Below are 18982 nucleotides of genomic sequence, written 5' to 3' on the forward strand. Positions count from 1 at the left end.
GCTGACTATTCGTTAAACAGGGCATCCATATTGGCATCCCAAAGTTTGGTGATGTGATAGTTAATCATATGTCCGGGGCCGTAATTCGAACGGGTACGAAGTTGTAGCTTGTAATTATACGTACTCCCCGTAAATCGTATATCGATTTTATTCCAAAACCATCCGTAGTGGGCTTGGGTTTTTCGAATTTTATGATGTGATTTACCAAAAGTACTCAGTGCATGTGCATGCATTAGGGCATAGCGGCCGGTTTTTTTCTTACCCACTTGAGCCATGATTTCGAAAGCCATACATCCGTCTAAATCAGTGACGATACTATGCCATTCACCATCGGCCTTAACTTGTCCTATTTTATAGGTTCCGACACGAGTTTCAGCTCCTAATACTCCAGCAACTTCAAGTGTTGTACGCGGCTTTTGCGTACCGATACCGACTTCACCTGACTTCTGAAACGACATGACTGTCTTTTGATCATTTTTAGTCACCGGCGCCTCTATACTTAATGAACGGTCTTCTTTTTGTTGTAAGGATACACTCCACTGGGGTAGTTCGTCTTCTACATTTTGATATACGCTAATCACGCGATCCGATTCTTTACCTTCGGGAGATAGGATTAATCCGTCTTCTTCGGTTTTAGAAATACCATCATCTACCTTGTTTACCATAGAATCAATTAGGCTAAAGAAATTACTCTCTTTAGGCCTTGCCCCAGCGGTAAACAATACCTTTAAACTTTGTCTGTTCAGTAGCTTAATTTTCACTGTCTTTCTGTTTGGTTGAATGCTTGTTTAATTTAAAATTCAAAATAGTGGTCAAGGCTTCTTCACGCACTTCTTCATCCGTTTCATCAAATGCTTCCAGCGGAGTTTCTTCATCGGGTGAAAACGTAATTTCCTGAGGCTCTTCGGCATCATCGGCAATGATGTAATCCAATCCAATACGGAAATTTTGACTTTCTATTTCGGTAATCGTTTCATCTTCTAAAATAGCTGATGAATAAATGTTATGCCTCAATTTAGGCACTAACATGGACCAGGGAGTTGTGGGTTTTATTTCCTCACTTTCTTTGTGGACTTTCAAAGAATAATTATCAATCCCCTTCTTTATTATTTGTTCTATTTCCAGCTTTTGTACCGACTGGATATAGGATAAATTTTCTAGGTGACTCTTGAGCATCCTCGGAACTACAGTCCCCCCTATACCTTCAACATTGGTCGTTGCGTCATGAGTTACTGGGCAGAGGTACTTATTGAGTTCTTCATTGAGTGCATTGATAAAATAACCTCCTTGCTCATTTGCTTCAAAGGTGACGATACAGGTCACCAACAGCCACTCTACTACTGGATTCTGTACGTGTATTTTGATAAACGAATTGGCTTTTTTTCGAATAAATTCATGGATAATAGCCAATTCATTGACATTAAAATAATGATGCTTATCGTGTTTCCACTGGTTGGAAAGCACCACTAAACGCACTTTTCCCGCTTGAGGCTTAAAAAACTGGTTTAAGTTTGTACACTTTACAGCCATTACTTCGTGGAAGTACTGCAATATCAAATGTTCGTAATCCCAGATGGTCAAAGCTCGATCCTTATGGCGCAATCGCTCGCTTACTTCCGTATAAAAAAGTTCGGGACTGGTTGGCAACTTTCCTCCAAAGGAATCTTGAGGCTGGGTAAGTTTTTTGACGTCGGCTATTTTAGCAGTCAATTTTCGAATGCTTCCGGCAGGTACTTTTTTCCCTATATGTGTTTCTTCTGAATCAATCCCTACGACCTCAACGGCATTGGGATAAATCCCTTTAAGCACCGGATAGCGGAATGCTTCGTGAAACGCTACAAAGCGGAATTCTATTTCATCAGAAGCAAATTCAGTTGAAAAATGAGGTACTAATAACTCCACAATCCCGGCTTTACTCAACTGATCCGTGCTGTCTGATACTACATTCTTTTTGGGCAGTGCCACCCATTGATCGAGTTTTTTGTATTCGATACGAATATTATTGGGGGTTTCGCACTGGCTGGCAACACTACTTTCCAAATCAAAAAACAAAGTAATGGTCGTATCGGGTTGTACTTTTTTCAATTTCAAATACAAATAGCCTTCCCCTTCAAAATTAGACAACATCGTGTCTTTAAACACCTTGCTATCTTGCACCGTCTGCTGCAATCCAAACGGTGTGATATGTATGTATGCGCCCAATAAATTATCAGAACTACCGTCGAAAGAATTGTTAAAATAGATCGTGTCGCTCGCTCGATAACTCAAGGTCAATTGCTTTACCTTTGGATTAAAAGGCTTGTTCGGCAAGGGTTCTCGTCCGTTATTTTGTGCATTAAAAGTAGCAATGCGCAAATAGTCTTCTTTGTACAAATCTTTTCCGAAACCTTCTTGAGGTGCTGAAAAAGTCAATTTAAAAAACCCGTCATTGGCATGGATATCATACACCAATGGATCGCGTAGGCGAAAATCTTTGTTCAGCTGATACTTGGCTAAGTTTTGCAAACTCAAAATACGATGTTTGCTCAGTAAAATACTTTCATAACCTTCAGGAGTTCTTGCCGGAACGGTACTAAACAAAGTAGTGACTTCGCGCTCGTGCTCTAGCTGAGGAATCCAAAAGCCATTGGACAAGGCTGAGATATTCACTAAAAAGGAACTGTTGCTAAAGGGTTTAGAATACCCTTGGTAATAGGTTTCAAATCCACCGTAATCCTCGGGTACTTGCTCCCATTCGATATGGATATCGAGAGCATCCAATTCCTTTTTAAACAATTCACTTTTCCCTATCAATAGGTGGTTCCCCACTTCGGGGTGTTTTCCAAAAATTGGGAAGGATTTTGTTAAGGGTAGCTTTCCAACATCGGAATACACTGATAAGTTTTTCATGCCTTCTACGGTCACATCAATTCGCAGCTCTTCAATACGCACTCCCTTCAAATAAGAATAGGCATAAATCGGTGCATACTCTGAGAGCACCACACGAATCATGGGCCAATCAAACTGTGATTCCCCTGCTAACAATCCTACTGCGGGCGCTGTGTTTTCAAGTACAAACTTCAACCTAAATTCATCAGTCGCTTCCTCAAAAGTTACGTAATAATCGTCGAGTACCACCCAACCTTTTTGCGAGGTATAGGCGATGTCAAAAGCCTTTTCAAAAACATCGTTAAATACGATATCCATGGGCAAATCCTGATTGACTTCCATTTCGTGTAGCAACCTCCACAAACTGTTCTTTGCCGATTCTTTTTCCAAGCGATACACCAAGGTAATTTGGCGACGGCCCTCCTCCAAAAACAACACCTGGGAACCGATCATAAAACCGATATCCGTGGTGGTGCTCTCTGTGATTTCAGAATCTATGATTGAATTTTCATCAGCTCCGAACAACGAACTGTTCGCTACTACCTGCGGTTTTCCTTTGCTGACAAAGGTATTTTTAACAATATTTGCTATGGTAGGGTATTGAGTTCCTACTTTTATAAACGGGCTTTGATTTAGATAGAAGGCCTGAACCGTTTCAATCACCGTAGGCACTGCCAACAGTGGTTTTACCGTTTCAAATAGTGTATTTTTTTTACAACCAAACAGTTTCCCCGCGGAAAGTTGGGTTTTTTCTGGAATCAAGGCCCCCTTTGATATAGGAATAAGATCAAAACAAACCACTGATTTGGTCTCAATACCTTCACTCGGAGTCTGTTTCAACACCTCTTTATAATAAAAGTCGAGATGACGTTGCCCAAGGGTATTGAGCTGATCTTGAATTTTCTTTACTAAAATGCTAAATGCGATATACATCGCATTGTTAGGCAAATGGTTATCTTTATCAAACAATGTCGCCTTTACGTAGGCACTGGTAAAATTTTGAATATAGATGACCATTTTGCGGAAGGTATGCACCATTTCCGACAAATCTAAAGCGGTTCCACGTCCATCCGGATTGGTATAGGACTGCAAGGTAGAAGCAAAAGAACTGGTTTCGTCACTACTGCGCTCTTGGTTTTCCAGCGCCGCTTGTAACAGGTCTTTTTTACGCTCCAACACATCGTACAACACATTCCTAATTTTATCGGCAAGTACGAGCTCTTCAAAATGCAAGAGTTGTTGGTACCAGCCTTCAATGCGGTAGTACCAATTTAGCATCACAGGGATTACCACTGCGGAGTCTTGTTCATCAAGACGCAGGTCGCTGATAGGCTCTTTGACAATACCTATGATATAGATAAGTGGGTCTTGCTCAATAAGGCTGCGCCAATTTCCATCGATTACATTCTCGGTGGTATAAAAATTAATATAGGCTACATAGTCACTTATATACGCTAACAAATCGTCAAAGGAGCGTTCATCAATTTTGAATTCCTGATTCAATAACTGATTCTCAACTCGTCGACGCTGTATGGTTCCTTTCCTTCTTTCCATCATTCGCTATCCATGAGCTTACTGGTTATTCTTCGATTTATGCAGCGCTACTAATTCGGCCAAACTCGTAGGTTGCTTTGGGGTTTTCTTAAACAATTTAGGAATATCCGTCCCTTCAATTTTATAATACGGGAACACCAAATTAAAGCGGTTATTGGTATGGGGAATTCTATAATCTAAATTTATCTTAATCACTCCGTCCAAATACTCCGATTCATCGACATATACCTTGATCAGTTTAATTCTAGGCTCATATCGGAGGATTGCGGTACGAATCATTTCGGTGATCACATGTACCCGTGAATTCGAAATTGTATCGAACAAATAGGTATAAATATCACACCCATACCTCGGTGTCATAATGCGTTCACCGAGTTTTGTATTGAGCAAAATATGCAACGATTGTTGAATATCTCGTTCATTAGACACCATTTCAACGCCCAAAGAGCGTTCTTTGTGAAAAGTTGGAGGAAAACTCCAACCGGTACCTAAAAATAGGTTGTGCTTTTCCGTGTCTTTATTATTTACTTTCATATGTTAGTTTAAATTAACCGTACTTCCGCTGATACTCGTATCACCACTACTGCTCAAATCGGCACTACTCGACCCGCTCATTGACAAGGAATCATCAGCAGAAACTGTGATACCATTACCACTGATACTGATATCATTGTCAGCAGTCATGGTTATAGACGAGGCCTGTATGGTCATATCGTCGGTTGCTTTTATGGTCATTGCAGAAGCACTTGTAATCGTTACTCCATCACCATTCATTAGTATTTGATTGCTATTTTGATCGGTGATGGTAATACTCTCATCCTGATCACTTAACACCATTGTATTTCCGTTGGGTGTTAGGAAAGTCATGATAATATTTTCATCGTCAAACTGCATTTGTAAATTACTCCTGGTAAACAAGGCCTTTAGATTGTTATTACTATCAGCTGGCTGTAAGGATTCGGCTGGTGGTAAGGCACTACTGTACATACTTCCTAGCACTACCGGATACGCAGGGTTCCCATCGATAAAACCGAGGATTACCTCATCGTTTACTTCGGGATAAAAATAGGCTCCAAAGGAATTACTCGCGTAAAAGGAAGCCAAGCGTGCCCAAACAAATTCAGTGGTATCATTCAGCATAGGAATTTCTACCTGCACGCGAAACTCACCTCCATCTTCGTCATAAACATCTTGTACGATCCCCACCTGTAATCCTTTTACATCAATTAAGGTATCTTTAATTTGGGGTTCCGAAGGATTACTCTTTACTTTCTGATTGTGAAATTCAGGAACAACCCCTATTTGAACTTCGGTAATCCACTTTCCTCCTGTAATATTGTGATGTACACTAGATACATAGGCGTCTCCATCCATCAGTTCTCCCAAACCTTTTAAGGTGATCAGGGTATTGGGTTTTACTGCTGCCGACCCCGGAAAGGTAATGCTCCCACGAAACTTAGACATGCGCAACCTCAAAAGCATGGCATCTGACAATTCTTGAGTTTCATCTTGGGTAAGGGGTACCGAGGTATAAATTGTTTCATCGACATCGATTACCTCTTCCAAATCAGACTCGGACACATCTCCTTGATCATTTACCGAGGGTTCTGTAGCATCTGAACTCACAGAAGCCTGATCAGACAAAGACCAAGAATTGTAAGCGATGGAGTTGAGCTGTTCTTCAGCCTCTAATTCTACGTCCATCTCCATAATATCACGACCGTATTCTAATTCGAGTACGGCTTCGCTGTCCACGGATATTTCACTAATGCTCAACGAACCGTTATCGGTCACAACTGCCATTCCGTTTCGCTGTGCTCTGCTCACTATAAAATCCCAATCCGTGGCCTGATATTGTATAATTTTTTCTTTCGTTACGGTGGTATCGGTGATATCTACACTCACTCCTAAATTCCCCGCAATCTGTTTGATAGCGTCGCTATCTAAGGAATCTGTTAAGACTACCTTACTTTTACTTTTTACTGCTTTTATCAAAGCGTCTTTACAGGTAACCTGAAAGGTTGTACCACCTTCGTCTATTTTTATGGATTGTTTGGTTACTTCTCCCGAAAAAATAGTGGTGGTATCATTGGCATATCCCAGTGCAATTTCAATGGTATTTCCAATTTTGAAGGTCGTTGCATCGGCAATTTCAAACATTTGTTTCGACGGGTTTCCATCGCGAACAGTAATTTGAGCCTGTGCAATCGAATCTATTTCTTGGGTAATACTCGCGCTCATAATACCGTACGACTCAGGGATTGCTGCTCCTTCTGAGGTAATGGTAAAAGACACGAGGTTATTTCCGCTAATAATGGGTGAGCTTGCCATGGACTCTTTACTTTAAGGGGGGTAAATACAATTTGGTTCCCGGCACCAAATTTCTAAAATTCAACAACTTGTTATACGATGCTACTTCGGTATAGTAGCTACTATCTCCGTATATTTTATAACACAATAAGGGTAAGGTATCTCCTTCTTTTACCTCGATATAATGGGTTAAATCAGGGGACTGATTGTCGGCCTCCGCGGCGATATCATCAGCAGAGATAGCACTTTCAAAAGCCACGCTCAACTTTGCTCGCAAGGGAGTACCATCACTTTGAAACAGGGTATAGGAAATATTCATAGACACCAACTTACACTTGAACACCAAGGTTCCCCAAGAGAGGAGCAGGTAATTGGGTTCGTGGATACTTCCGTTATACGTAAAACAGGTACTTTTAAAGCTATCTATCTGATCGGCCACTGGTGTATTGGTTGACAACAAACTACTCAAACTACTTGAACTGATTGCCCCTGTAGCATCGAAAAAGATATCGAACGACACTTTTTCGGGCGGTGTTCCTTTGTACCAAACCGAGGTACCAGGCGACCCCACAGGCTGAAACTTGTTGTATTCAATACTGTGTTCGTGGGAATAAGATGCAGGATTAATTTGCACCGTACAACTGTCACCGGTTTGACTTGAGTATTCGTTATCGGAATACGCAGTGATGGTCATTAGATCTTTTGACATCTAGCGTTCTTTTAGTTTTTGCAACTGTCTCTTTACTTCTTTCTTACACAAATTAGCAACCGTTTCCTTCAAGGCATTCATATCGATGGCTTCGGTAGGCTGTGTGTTATTTTCTTCCACCTTCACCTTAATCACTAATTCTCTTATTTCTATGGGCATCTTTTATATAACTATGGAATAATCGTACGACAATTCAAGTGACTCGATTAATATTTCATTATTCATGGAATTCAATGGTGAAAACTCCCATTTTACAGGCCAAGCGTTGACAAAACTCCAGTTTTTTATCGGGAAACTGTTTTCATTCAACAAACTTACGATCACTGTTTGGGTAATAATAGAAGAGCTCAAACCGCCACCAATCGTAGCTTGGCACCATAAAGACAAAGCAGAGATACTCGACGTAACTCCGCGTTTCAACACCAAATTCTGATATTTAGCTCCGGTAGGTACTCGGTGTTTGTACCGATTTTCCCCGCCTTCTTCGATTTCTTCTATTCCCATTTCCATGGACATGCCTGACACTTCTTTAAAAGAAGTATCGGCAAGTCCTAATTCCAATGGAAATGTGAGTCTAAAATAAAACCCAGGTATTGGATAATCACTCATATGTTAACTATTAGCAATAGTCAAGCCTTCGTGAGCCAATTCTAAGGTTTCTATAGCCACCTCATTTGCTTCCGACTTTAAATCGGTAGCGGTAATTTTTGTTGGCCAAGCATTGGTTAATGTCCAAGTCATTGTAGGTGATCCTTTTTCATCTAATAATTTGATCACTACAGTTTCTCTTTTAATGGTATTCATTTTAATAGCATCATACCATTTCCAGAAGTTGTTATCCTTCACGAACACCCCTTTTTTAAGTGTTACGTTACTAAATTTCGCCAATCCTGGCATTTTTATCGTACTAAAGGTTTTACTATCACCATGTCGGTATTCTACAACTTGTGTTTCGGTATCTAAACCTGATACTTCTTGAAACGAAGCGGTATTGTCTTGAGAGCCTAAACTAACTGTAAAATAAAATTTAGTTAATGGCCATATTGAGCCTTGTGCTGATCCGTCATCTGCCATAATAGTTATGTTTTAGTGGTTATTTTATTCTTTTATAGATTCGATTTACTAGTTTTTATCCTTTCTGCATTTCTTGTTGGAAGGTAATTTCGATGAATTCTGCAGGATGCGATACCGCCACTTTTACAGCGACAATCATACGTCCATTCAAAATATCATCACCGGTCATGGTACTCCCCAAACCTACAGTTACAGAGAAGGCATCTGCTGGTTTCGGTCCAACCAATCCTCCTTGGTTCCACAAGCCCAATAAGAAATTACTAATCATACTTTTTACAGACACCCATGTTTTTGCGTCGTTTGGAGCAAAGACATACGCACTGGCAGCCTCTTTTACCGATTGCTCAATGTAAATCAACGTTCTACGTACGTTGATGTAACGCCAATCGTTAGAGTTTCCGTCAAGGGTTCTCGCTCCCCAAACCAACACGCCCTTTCCTGGGAATGAACGGATAGCACAAATAGACTTCCCGTCTAAAGGCATATTGAGATCTTCCTGACCTTTTAAATCGATTCTAATTGATGGAGAAATTACTCCTTGAACACCGATGTTTGCAGGGGCAACCCATACTCCTTCGTTGTTGTCAACAACAGTATACAGTCCGGCCATCGCAGCACTCGGTGCCATCAAGTTTAACTTCTCTAACATGTGATTTAATAACAACTTGTACGAAGCACTTAAGTTTTTAAGTACGGTATCGGCCTTTCCTTGAGCTACCTCATCGGTTGCTGGTTTCGCTCCAAACAACGCATCGATGTATTTGTTGATCGGATTTGGCACACTCGCTTTGGTTTTTGGATCAATCACATTAGGATATTCCTTGTTGAGCATTGCTTTAACTGCAGGATAACTTGCAGGTGCAATGTTTTTATAAGAAATATCAGTCAACTGATTGATAGTCGTGTGTAACCAAGGATAATAGGTAGCCGCATAGCTGTTAAACTTCGGTAAAATTGGCTCTACATTATCTCTAAAAGCTTCCACGCTAGTAGTTCCTACCAACGGCTCGCTGTACCCACCTGGTACGTCTAAAATTGCCACACGAGTTGCTAATTCACCACAGTGGTTAATCGCGTCCTTTTGCAAAGAATAGCAAAGAGCGTACTTTTTAGACAGGTCTGTTTGCGTAGTATCGGCTAATTCTACTGCGTCTGGAATCACAATCATGGTTGGTTCCGTTTCTTTCTCTAAAACCGTTAAGGCATCGGTAAAAGGCTTGGTTGATGTCAATGCCGTTGCACTGTAATCATACGCTCCTGTAGACACGATATAACAAGTACCTCCTCCATTTTCGTAGAAAAACTTGATAGCACTAAACAAGCGGTAGTTTACCGTTGTTGTCGCCAAGGAATACGCATCTGTTCCGATGTGGAAATCGGCAGGGGCTGCAGGTCCTTTTGCTGCTGCTGGGTCTGCCTTAGGGGCATCTCCTCCTTTTTTCTTTGAATTGTCGGTTGGTGCTGGCTTTGCATCCGCTGCAGGTGCTCCGGCAACCGTTACCCCAAATTGAATTTGTGGTGGCTGGCTTCCGAAAATCGCGTTGAACTCAGCCAATGAAGTAATTCTCACTGCTTTGTTCACCAGGTTTTTACCGTTGTAACTGGTTTTCGCCGTGTATCCAATAAATGCTGGAATCGCCGTTGGTACAGGTACCACCGCATTTCCAAATGCATCCAATTCTTGAATGTACACTCCGGGCGTTTTCATTTCTGTTACTGACATTCGTCTTTTTTTTTTAAAGGTTAGACATAAATTATTGTTTGAGATACATAAATATCCTCATTGTTTTTCTTTCTATTGATCACCATAGAAGCATCTGCCACAGGCAGTTTGATATCCAAATCCAACATTACATCTGAATATTGATTTACGTACTGAATTTTTAGTACGGGATGCTCCGTTGCCTTTTGTCTGAGGGGTACGGGCTGGGTAGTCCTAAAGACATCCGTTAGTCCTTGCCCTTCGATGATTTCTTTTTTTTCTATTTCACCGTACAATTCGGTACTCGTCCCCTCCACTTCCATGTTTTTAATTTCTATCATCTTTTCAGGAGACAGCACTACGACGTACTCCCGGTAGGTTTTTCGTGCCTGAAACTGTACTTTTAGTTCTGGAATCGCATTTTCTTTTAACGATTCTACGCTATTTCTCATATTAATATGAACCAATCCGTATACTTGGGACTCTAGACTATCGGTGGTTCCAAAAAATTGTTGTCTTTTTTCCTCGTCAACCCACAACTCGTATACCCCTTGCCCAAGCGCCGAAATATCAACACGTGCCGTTCCTTGTTTTTTTAATGATACTACCTCGTACACTACCTGTCCTCCCTGCTTTAGTTGTATGGTATTCACTCCATCTTTGTCGACCTCTACTCCGAAACGAAGTGGAGAAATAGGCAGGTTGTACGTAGGTATGGTCGCATCTACTTCGTGAAGGCGATTGCTAACCTCAGCATTGGTCATATAAGCAACCGTATCTTCTTTTTTAGGAAGTACCACCTCTGTATAATTATCGAAAGTTGGATCTGTATTTACCAATTGAAAATAGAGGTCCTCCGCGGTAGCGAGTTCTTCCCATACTTGTCTATTAGGACGTACCTCAGCGTGTAGGCGAATAACGCTCCCTATCATTTGCAAGCGTATTCCGTAATTTTTTAAAATTCGGAGAGTACTCGGGGTGGGTTTTACCTCAAACACTCGACATTGTTGTTCGGCAAAATAGGTATGTGCCAAACTCAGTGTAAACCAATGTTGTTGCATACTACTCATTTACTATTCACTTTTTTTTGTATTTGACTGTAAGTGTCCTACACCCGCCACTTGTCCTTTTACTTGTCCTTTTTGGATTCCTATCATGCGAACTTTATACACCATTGAGGGCACGTACTTTGCTCCGATACCACTCCATAAATGACTCAACTCCTGAATGGGCACATTGTATATTTCAAAAATCAATCGTTCAATTGAATTGTCGAGTTCAGGGCTGTTTTCTGGAGTAAAGACTTTTGACGTCTGAAAAATTCCGATCACGGCTGAAAGCATCTTGAGAGCTTCGATATAATTGGCTGCATTATAATTGGCCGACACCAACAAATACATGTTCAAAAACACTGGTGGATTTACTCTATTAAACCCTCCTGACCCTGTCATCAAATATTCTTGTTGCGTTTTAACGGTGCGTTCTTGTTCAAGATTGATCACCGATAAAATGACTTTGTTTTCTATGTTTTGAGTTATGGTTCCGTCGAGGTTGATAAGACTGCTTACCACAACCACATCGTCGGTTAATCCGAAGGCCATTTTTAGTTCCTTATTCAACAAATCACTTATAAACACTAATACCTTATCCAGCATACTTCTATTTTTTATCCTCCAACATATTTTTAACCGCGGCCGCTACCATTCTGGCAAAATAAATTCCGGCAGCACAAAGGCCAAACACCACCGTAAATCGCGGGTGTTGGGTACTGATTATTTGCGCTACTTCTTCAAAGTCTTTCGCTACTTGCGCATTGATCCATTTGGCATCGGTACTGATGATATAGGACACAATTAAGGCTAACGGAATACTCAAAATCACGACAAAAAGTATCCATAAGAACTCCTTAGAAACAGTCTTTTGAACCATTTTTAAAATCTTCTTAAACTTTCCAGTATCCTGCTGTAAGCTTTTGGTATTTAACTGCATTTTCTCCATTTACGGTAAATCCTTTTGTTTTTCCTCTATGTATTTATTGATCAAGTAAAAAGCATAGGCTCCGGTCACAAAACCAATAATCATATGCACATTTCCATTTGTAATCCAATTTTGCATGCGAAACACGACAATCAACAAAACCAATACCGTTGCGGCATAGTATTTCTTTAAAGCTGCATTATTGAAAAAATTATTTCTTGTATTGGCAGAAAACATGGCAATTACAAACCCGACACAGGCAAAGAAAATCACGAATGACATTACGTATAACAGTATGGTTTTATAATTGGTTACGGTTACCAGTTTCTTTTCGACTCTGTTTATTTTACTATTAGGGTCTCTGAGTCCAAGAGTGTTTACCACAGCGGAAACTACCGTTGGCGACTGCTGGGCATTTACCCCATTGGCTGTATTACTCGCCAACCCATTGCTTCCAGTACCTCCACCGACACCTGCAAAACCACCAGCGGCCAAACCACCACCAGCCGTCGTTGCCGTTGGAACTCCTCCGAGTTGTTTCGCAATTACATCCCAGTAATCACTGTATCCTTTTGCATAGCCCAGGGCCCAAATTCCCAGACCTCGCAGCTTTTTATCTTTTATCAACTGAGTTTTGTACTCATAGCTAGTTGCATTTTCAAACCAACACTGTCGGTAGGTTGTTTTTTTGCCCTTTACGGCATATACGCTGTAAGCACTTTTACTAATAGGCTCTATATATACCGCCTCATTTTTTTCAATATTTGTTTTGATATAGCTAAACGTCCTGCTCCCCAAAAACTTTTTCACCTTCGATTGCAAGTTCAGATCTTTGGTTTCCCACAAACTTCCATAGGTAGGTAAGGCCAATAAAATTTTCGTGCTCGGAAGGTTTTTGGTATAGTAATCAACCGTCGTTGTCAAGTTGAATGGCTCCCACGTTTTCGCACTTGCCATAGGGGCCACTGGACCCGCTACTTTACTCTCTTTACCGTAATAATCATAGCCCATAATTACAAAACAATCAATAGCCTGATTGATTGCTTTAAAATCAATTGCATCACTCCAATTGACATTGGGAACGGTCATGTAGATCTGATAATTTTTATCTGCTTGTTTGAGTCTATTAGAGAGGGTTAACAAAAAGTTCGTATACGCTGTTTTTTCATTTTTAGACACCCCTTCGAAGTCGATACACACTCCATGAGCCCCTCGCTTTTTAAGCAATTTAATCAAGTTCGCAATCAACACTTCGGTAGCCGAAGTATTTTTTAGAAAGCGCTTATTGTTGTGCAACCCAAAATTACTAACAGTTAACAACACTCTTTTCCCTTTGGTTTTGAGCGTATCAATAAATGGAGTTGTTTCCCAATCGTGAACACTAATGGGGTCTCCGGTTTTCGGATTTACCTCGTACGAAAAATAGGCTACGGTCGTAAGTAGTGATAAATTCAGCTTTTTATAATAGTCTTTTTCCCAATAAGGGTACCATCCCAATACTTCGTATTTTAACTGAAAATTATGCGGTGTATTTGCGGCTACGGCCTTTACCGGACTCAGTGTTTCAATGAAGGTTGAAGATTGCTTGTCTTTCAGCAACTTGTGATGCTGATGTATAAATTTCCTAGCCTGTTTTGCAGAGTCGTTATGGTGAAAGATACTATAGATAAACTTGCCTACTGCCGTTTTCTTTTTGGTTGCTTTGGGAGTATCTTGAAAAGGTATGGAAGCCCATACTCTCGCCTGCGAAGAAATCGCGACACTCCAATAGAAGACAAGCATTAAAAAAGCACTTTTGTAACTCATTACAAATCAATTTAACTTACTATACAATTCAAGCCATTAAAAAATGGACATTACTATACACCCTCAACTCGCGACCACTCATCGCAAATTGACACAAGTTTCTTCTAACCTGTTGGTTAGAGCTAAAATGTCTGCTAATTTAAGGTGTATAGATATTGAGAATTATATGGAAAGTTATTAGGCTTTTTTGAAGCTTAATAGGTATTCGATATCCTTTCGGGGGTATTCTATATATCTATAATTGGAGGTAAATATACTTATTTTTTGATAAGGCCAAAGCTTTCGCCCCTCTCCTTTTAACATTATTCTATTAATAAATTTTCATTTTATTTTGGTTTTGTAAACCAGATTGATCATTCTGCTTAAAAATTCAAACTGGTTCTTTACCAATGTTAGGAGTACTATTAATAATTTCCCTCTATTTTAGATGCTTTTGTAAGCAAACAAGCCTCTTTTTTGGTAAGAATCTTGCTTCCAGACATGCAGCACCTCTATTTAGACCTTAAGAAACGAAAAAAGTTTTTGATTATTTTATTTCCTTCAGGCACCATACAGAACCAAAAGGGACAAAAAACAACGTGTCTTCACCAATTAAATGCGAAAACACGCTGTGCTGTTTTATCAAATTCCAAGTTCCTTTTTGAGTATCCACTCAAATGCGGGCTTCGTCGGTTTGGGCAACTGCAAGTGTACAATCCTTCCTTTTGGGTCTATTAGTAAGTACCTCGGAATGGACTGTATGTTGTAACGCCGCATGAACTGATCTTTATTTTCCACGCGCCACTGAGTGATTTCTTTGGGTTTATCGGCAACTTCTAAAAGCCAATCTGTTTTACTGCGGTCAACACTCAACGAAAGAAAAGCAAGTTTTTTTGACTGATAGCGTTTTGCATATTTCTCAAAATAGGGTGCATCGCGTTTACAAGGACCACACCAACTTGCCCAAACATCTATCAGCACATAACGTCCTTGGAATTCTTGTAAGCTCCGAAGGTTTCCCTGACGATCAACCGCCCTGAAGTCGGGTGCTGGTTCTCCTTTCATTAAACGCTTCACCACTTGAGCCTGATTTGTCAATCGTTCTAAGAACACTGTATTATGGATGGTTTTTGCAGCGGAGGTTAACCATTGCTCCACGTCATCGGTCGTTTTCGACACATTGAGCTGCTGACTGTAGATTTTAAACAGGTAAGCTTCCTTAAAAGCGCGGTCTTTGATGCTGACAACAGCCTGTATCAACTTAGTTAACTGATCTTCATCTCCAGCTACTCTTTTTAGTAATTGTTCTTTAATAACCTCCCGATACCTTCTCGAAAACAGCATGGCTTTGCTGTATGGCAATTCTTCTTTTAGGCTCTTTAAATCCGCTGGAAACACCAAATTTTTATTGGGGTATTTAAGCTTGTATCGCTGTTGATATTCCTGAATTTTATCGTCGTACTCAGCTTTGAATAACGTCGTTTGTAAGGCTTTAAAATCGTTGCGAAGTCTAAAGTTATCAGGAGTTTTGTACCTCTCCAATAATACTGAGTTCTGTGACCATTCTGAACGTAACAATCTAAAAAACTCATCAGGTTCCATGAGGTTTGCGGTATCTTTTAAACGATACCCTAGCCAGGTCATATAGTTTCTTTGTCCGTTCCAGGTATTTTCAGCCAACCGTGTCCCTGTCACTGCCAATTTCACGTGATTACGATTGCCCAAAACCTTTACATTCAAGCTATCCTCACTACCAAAATACAACTTGGCCCGCAGGCGATGACCAAAGTGTAATTCATAACGGCTCAAGGGTAACTCTTTTTTAAATTGATGAGAAAATGTTCCCTTCAATACGGGAATCGTTGCAACGGTATCGTTTACGAAGGGTTCCACTACCCAAACTTTCGTCACTGGAACATCTGTAACGACACTACCTTTCAGAACTGTCGTTTTATATTTCTCCATATATCTAGGTTGGGCCAATACTGTATACGCCAGGCCACCCATTACGATTACACCAACTGTTTGCACTAGTAGCTTTTTAGTGTATCGATACTTCGCCACAAAGAGGGATACTCCCCAATACACTCCCAGCCCTCCTAACAGCAGGGCAATCCATTCAACATAAGTCAAAACAAGTCCGATAGCACTCCCCTCTGGATGGTTAAACACATTGGCAATTCCGGTATAGGGGAACCAGTTAACTTCAAGATTCACTTCATTTAAATAGGCATTTATCCCAAAACCTACAAGTCCGATACACAAAGGCCATAAAAAATTTGAATAGCGCACTGACAATCCATACTGAAAGGCTGCTAAAAATATGCTTCCCAGCCACAGTCTAAAAAACAAGACGCACACGTACAGTACGGGTAACTCTAATAGCCCTACTACAGGTACCTTATTCAGTAATGCCAACAGATATACAGAGAGCACACTACTCAATAAAAAACACGCAACGATGATTGCATTGTTCAAGACGAGTATCGTAAACTTGGCTGTATAATAATAGCTGCGTTTTACCGGTAAGCTTTCGAGCATGCGCCATCCGTTTGTCTTGTGGTCTAAAAACGCCAAGCGGCTCGCTATCAAGATTACTGCAAAGGGAAATAAATAATAAGCAAATATCTCCAACGCGTTTTCAAGGTAGTTCACAAACAGGTTATGTGGCTGTTTAGGAATAAACCTCGTACTGCCCATACATCGAAATACAAATAATATGATGGGTGACAAGGCTCCCATAAGTACGGCGAGCAGCACGATTCCTGTTCTTTTAACTTTTATCTTTTCGGCTTGTAACGCCTTATAAAATTGAGTAATTGCATTCATAATGGTGGTAGCTACTTATTGCGTGAGATTTAAAAAGAGGTGTTCTAAACTTTTATGTGTCGTCAGTTTCTCTATGACAGCACCTGCTTTAAGCAGCGCTATGAGTAAAGCATTTTGCTGCTCTTGAGAGGCGGGAGAAACGAGTAATGCTGACGCTTCAATTTCCACGGGAATTCCAGGAAAATGCTCGGATATCCATTGGTACCAATACGCATAGGGTTGCGTTTCTATACGCAGGTCAAAATGTTGCTGAAATTGTCGCTGTAGCTCGTTTAATGATCCTTCAAAAACTAATGCTCCTTTATCGAGTACGCCCAAATGAGTACATATCTTCTCTATTTCATCGAGTAGATGACTGGAGATCACAATGGTTACACCTTCCTCATTCAAGGTACGCAACAGTGTTCTGATATCGATGACCCCTTGTGGATCTAGGCTATTGAGAGGTTCGTCGAGAATTAATAACTCAGGACTCCCTAACAAAGCCATGGCAATTCCCAACCGCTGTTTCATACCCATAGAAAATTCGCTGACCTTTTGATCGGCTTTAGCCTCCAGTCCTACCCGCTGCAGGACACTTACCACCTCTGTGGGCGCTGAGTCTTTCAAGCTTGCTACTACCTGTAAATTTTCGCGAGCAGTAAGGTGAGTATACAATGCTGGGGCCTCTATAAGGCAGCCCATTTTTTTGAAAACTTCTGGTACTTGCTGCTCGAGGGGAGTTCCGAACAACTGTAAGTCTACTGATTTTTCAGGGATTAAACTGGCCGTTAGTAATTGCATCATGGTTGATTTCCCTGCACCATTAACTCCTAAAAAACCATAAATAGCACCTTGCGGGATACGCATGCTTACATTTTTGATCACGGGGCTTTTCGCACCTGGATACGTAAAACTTAGGTCTTTAATTTCAACGATAGGCTGCTGACTCATCACTTATCTTTTCTGGATTCACTAGCAAATGTGCTATGGAATCATCAATCAAAAAAATATAATCGACCAAACAAGGGCAGTGATCGAATACCTCTTGATTTTACTCGACATGTACTAAGTGCCTTTGGAATATGAATCGGTTTTTTGCCTTGAGCTGTTCGATTTGTAGATATAGCTTTCCTTGTTACACTAAAAAAGAGTTCCTCACGCTTACCTGCAGCATCGAAGAAAGACTCTCAACATTCAATTTTCTTTTCACTGAATCGCAATGCTAATAAATACAACCAACCATCTCGTTTCCAAAAACAGGAAATCACAACATCTCTGCTGTGACTTTATCTTGTATTATTTTTTAAATTAATTCCTTTTTCTTTAGTCATTACCACCATAAAGGATTCTAGTGGGAGCAGATATATCTTCGGCTTGTTGCCTTATGAAGATAAGTATTTGTACAAACTAAGAAATAGCGAGTGAAGAAATGGAATTGCGGTGCGATAGCACAATAGCACGGAATTTCGAAATCGAGCGGTACGCAGTAATTTCCTTGTTTGGACTTGATTTTTTGTTTCGATTTGCATCGAAGACAAAATGAAAATAATAGTGTTTAATCGAACTTTTATTTATGTTAAGCAATACAAGTTATAAAACAAACAAAACCACAACATCTCTGCTGTATTCTATCTAACATTATTTCTTAAATTAATTCCTATTTCTTTAATCATTACCACTAGAAAGGTTTTTTAGCGGGAGCAGATATATCTTCGGCTTGTAGCCTTATGAAGGTAAGTATTTGTACAAACTAAGAAATAACGCGTGAAGAAATGTAATTGCGGTGCGAAAGCACAAAAGCATGGAATTTCGAAATCGAGCGGTACGCAGTAATTTCCTTGTTTGGACTTGATTTTTTGTTTCGTTTTGTATCTAAGACAAAATGAAAATAATAGTATTTAAACGAACTTTTTTTGTTAAGCAATACAAATTATAAAACAAACAAAACCTCAACAGCTCTGCTGTATTCTATCTAACATTATTTCTTAAATTAATTCCTATTTCTTTAATCATTACCACCAGAAAGGTTTTTTAGCGGGAGCAGATATATCTTCGGCTTGTAGCCTTATGAAGGCAAGTATTTGTGCAAACTAAGAAATAGCGCGTGAAGAAATGTAATTGCGGTGCGAAAGCACAAAAGCATGGAATTTCGAAATCGAGCGGTACGCAGTAATTTCCTTGTTTGGACTTGA

15 protein-coding genes are annotated in these 18982 nt (G+C 40.2%); all 15 read right to left on the reverse strand.

All coding sequences use genetic code 11. The annotated features are described in order from the left end of the window. Positions 1-5 precede the first annotated feature (5 nt). Positions 6-761: a hypothetical protein gene (locus ACXAG7_RS16395; RefSeq protein ID WP_408042715.1), complete on the reverse strand. Its 756-nt coding sequence runs from the start codon at positions 759-761 to the stop codon at positions 6-8. Continuing rightward, on the reverse strand, positions 751-4425 hold the full coding sequence (locus ACXAG7_RS16400) for a hypothetical protein (protein ID WP_476667483.1): 3675 nt from the start codon (positions 4423-4425) through the stop codon (positions 751-753). Before ACXAG7_RS16400 ends, ACXAG7_RS16395 begins: the two co-directional genes overlap by 11 nt. Positions 4426-4440: 15 nt before the next feature. After that, entirely contained in the window at positions 4441-4956 is a 516-nt protein-coding gene (locus ACXAG7_RS16405) for a GPW/gp25 family protein (protein ID WP_476667484.1), read from the reverse strand. A gap of 3 nt (positions 4957-4959) precedes the next feature. Continuing rightward, complete coding sequence (gene vgrG / locus ACXAG7_RS16410; protein WP_408042712.1) at positions 4960-6753, reverse strand: type VI secretion system tip protein VgrG; 1794 nt, start codon at positions 6751-6753, stop codon at positions 4960-4962. Between the two features lie 7 nt (positions 6754-6760). Continuing rightward, positions 6761-7441 (reverse strand): CIS tube protein, encoded by a 681-nt coding sequence (locus tag ACXAG7_RS16415; RefSeq protein WP_408042711.1) that lies wholly within the window; start codon positions 7439-7441, stop codon positions 6761-6763. Next, positions 7442-7600 (reverse strand): DUF5908 family protein, encoded by a 159-nt coding sequence (locus ACXAG7_RS16420; RefSeq protein ID WP_408042710.1) that lies wholly within the window; start codon positions 7598-7600, stop codon positions 7442-7444. 3 nt (positions 7601-7603) lie between these two features. After that, entirely contained in the window at positions 7604-8050 is a 447-nt protein-coding gene (locus tag ACXAG7_RS16425; RefSeq protein WP_408042709.1) for a phage tail protein, read from the reverse strand. A 3-nt stretch (positions 8051-8053) separates the two neighbouring features. Beyond that, positions 8054-8515, reverse strand: coding sequence for a phage tail protein (locus tag ACXAG7_RS16430; RefSeq protein WP_408042708.1), 462 nt, complete (start codon positions 8513-8515; stop codon positions 8054-8056). A 55-nt stretch (positions 8516-8570) separates the two neighbouring features. Next, the gene (locus ACXAG7_RS16435; RefSeq protein WP_408042707.1) at positions 8571-10238 is read right to left on the reverse strand and encodes a phage tail sheath family protein; all 1668 of its coding nucleotides are present in this window, start codon (positions 10236-10238) and stop codon (positions 8571-8573) included. 20 nt (positions 10239-10258) lie between these two features. Then, positions 10259-11287, reverse strand: coding sequence for a hypothetical protein (locus ACXAG7_RS16440; RefSeq protein WP_476667485.1), 1029 nt, complete (start codon positions 11285-11287; stop codon positions 10259-10261). Positions 11288-11290: 3 nt separating this feature from the next. Beyond that, positions 11291-11872: a Pvc16 family protein gene (locus tag ACXAG7_RS16445; protein WP_408042705.1), complete on the reverse strand. Its 582-nt coding sequence runs from the start codon at positions 11870-11872 to the stop codon at positions 11291-11293. A 4-nt stretch (positions 11873-11876) separates the two neighbouring features. After that, the gene (locus ACXAG7_RS16450; protein WP_476667486.1) at positions 11877-12206 is read right to left on the reverse strand and encodes a hypothetical protein; all 330 of its coding nucleotides are present in this window, start codon (positions 12204-12206) and stop codon (positions 11877-11879) included. 9 nt (positions 12207-12215) lie between these two features. Continuing rightward, on the reverse strand, positions 12216-14000 hold the full coding sequence (locus ACXAG7_RS16455) for a glycosyl hydrolase family 18 protein (RefSeq protein WP_476667487.1): 1785 nt from the start codon (positions 13998-14000) through the stop codon (positions 12216-12218). Positions 14001-14621: 621 nt separating this feature from the next. Next, positions 14622-16808 carry a redoxin family protein gene (locus ACXAG7_RS16460; RefSeq protein WP_476667488.1) on the reverse strand — a complete coding sequence of 729 codons (2187 nt, stop codon included), beginning with the start codon at positions 16806-16808 and terminating at the stop codon, positions 14622-14624. Between the two features lie 15 nt (positions 16809-16823). Beyond that, entirely contained in the window at positions 16824-17741 is a 918-nt protein-coding gene (locus ACXAG7_RS16465; protein WP_476667489.1) for an ABC transporter ATP-binding protein, read from the reverse strand. Positions 17742-18982: the final 1241 nt, after the last annotated feature.

Source organism: Tenacibaculum sp. AWR4_210 (assembly GCF_056160945.1).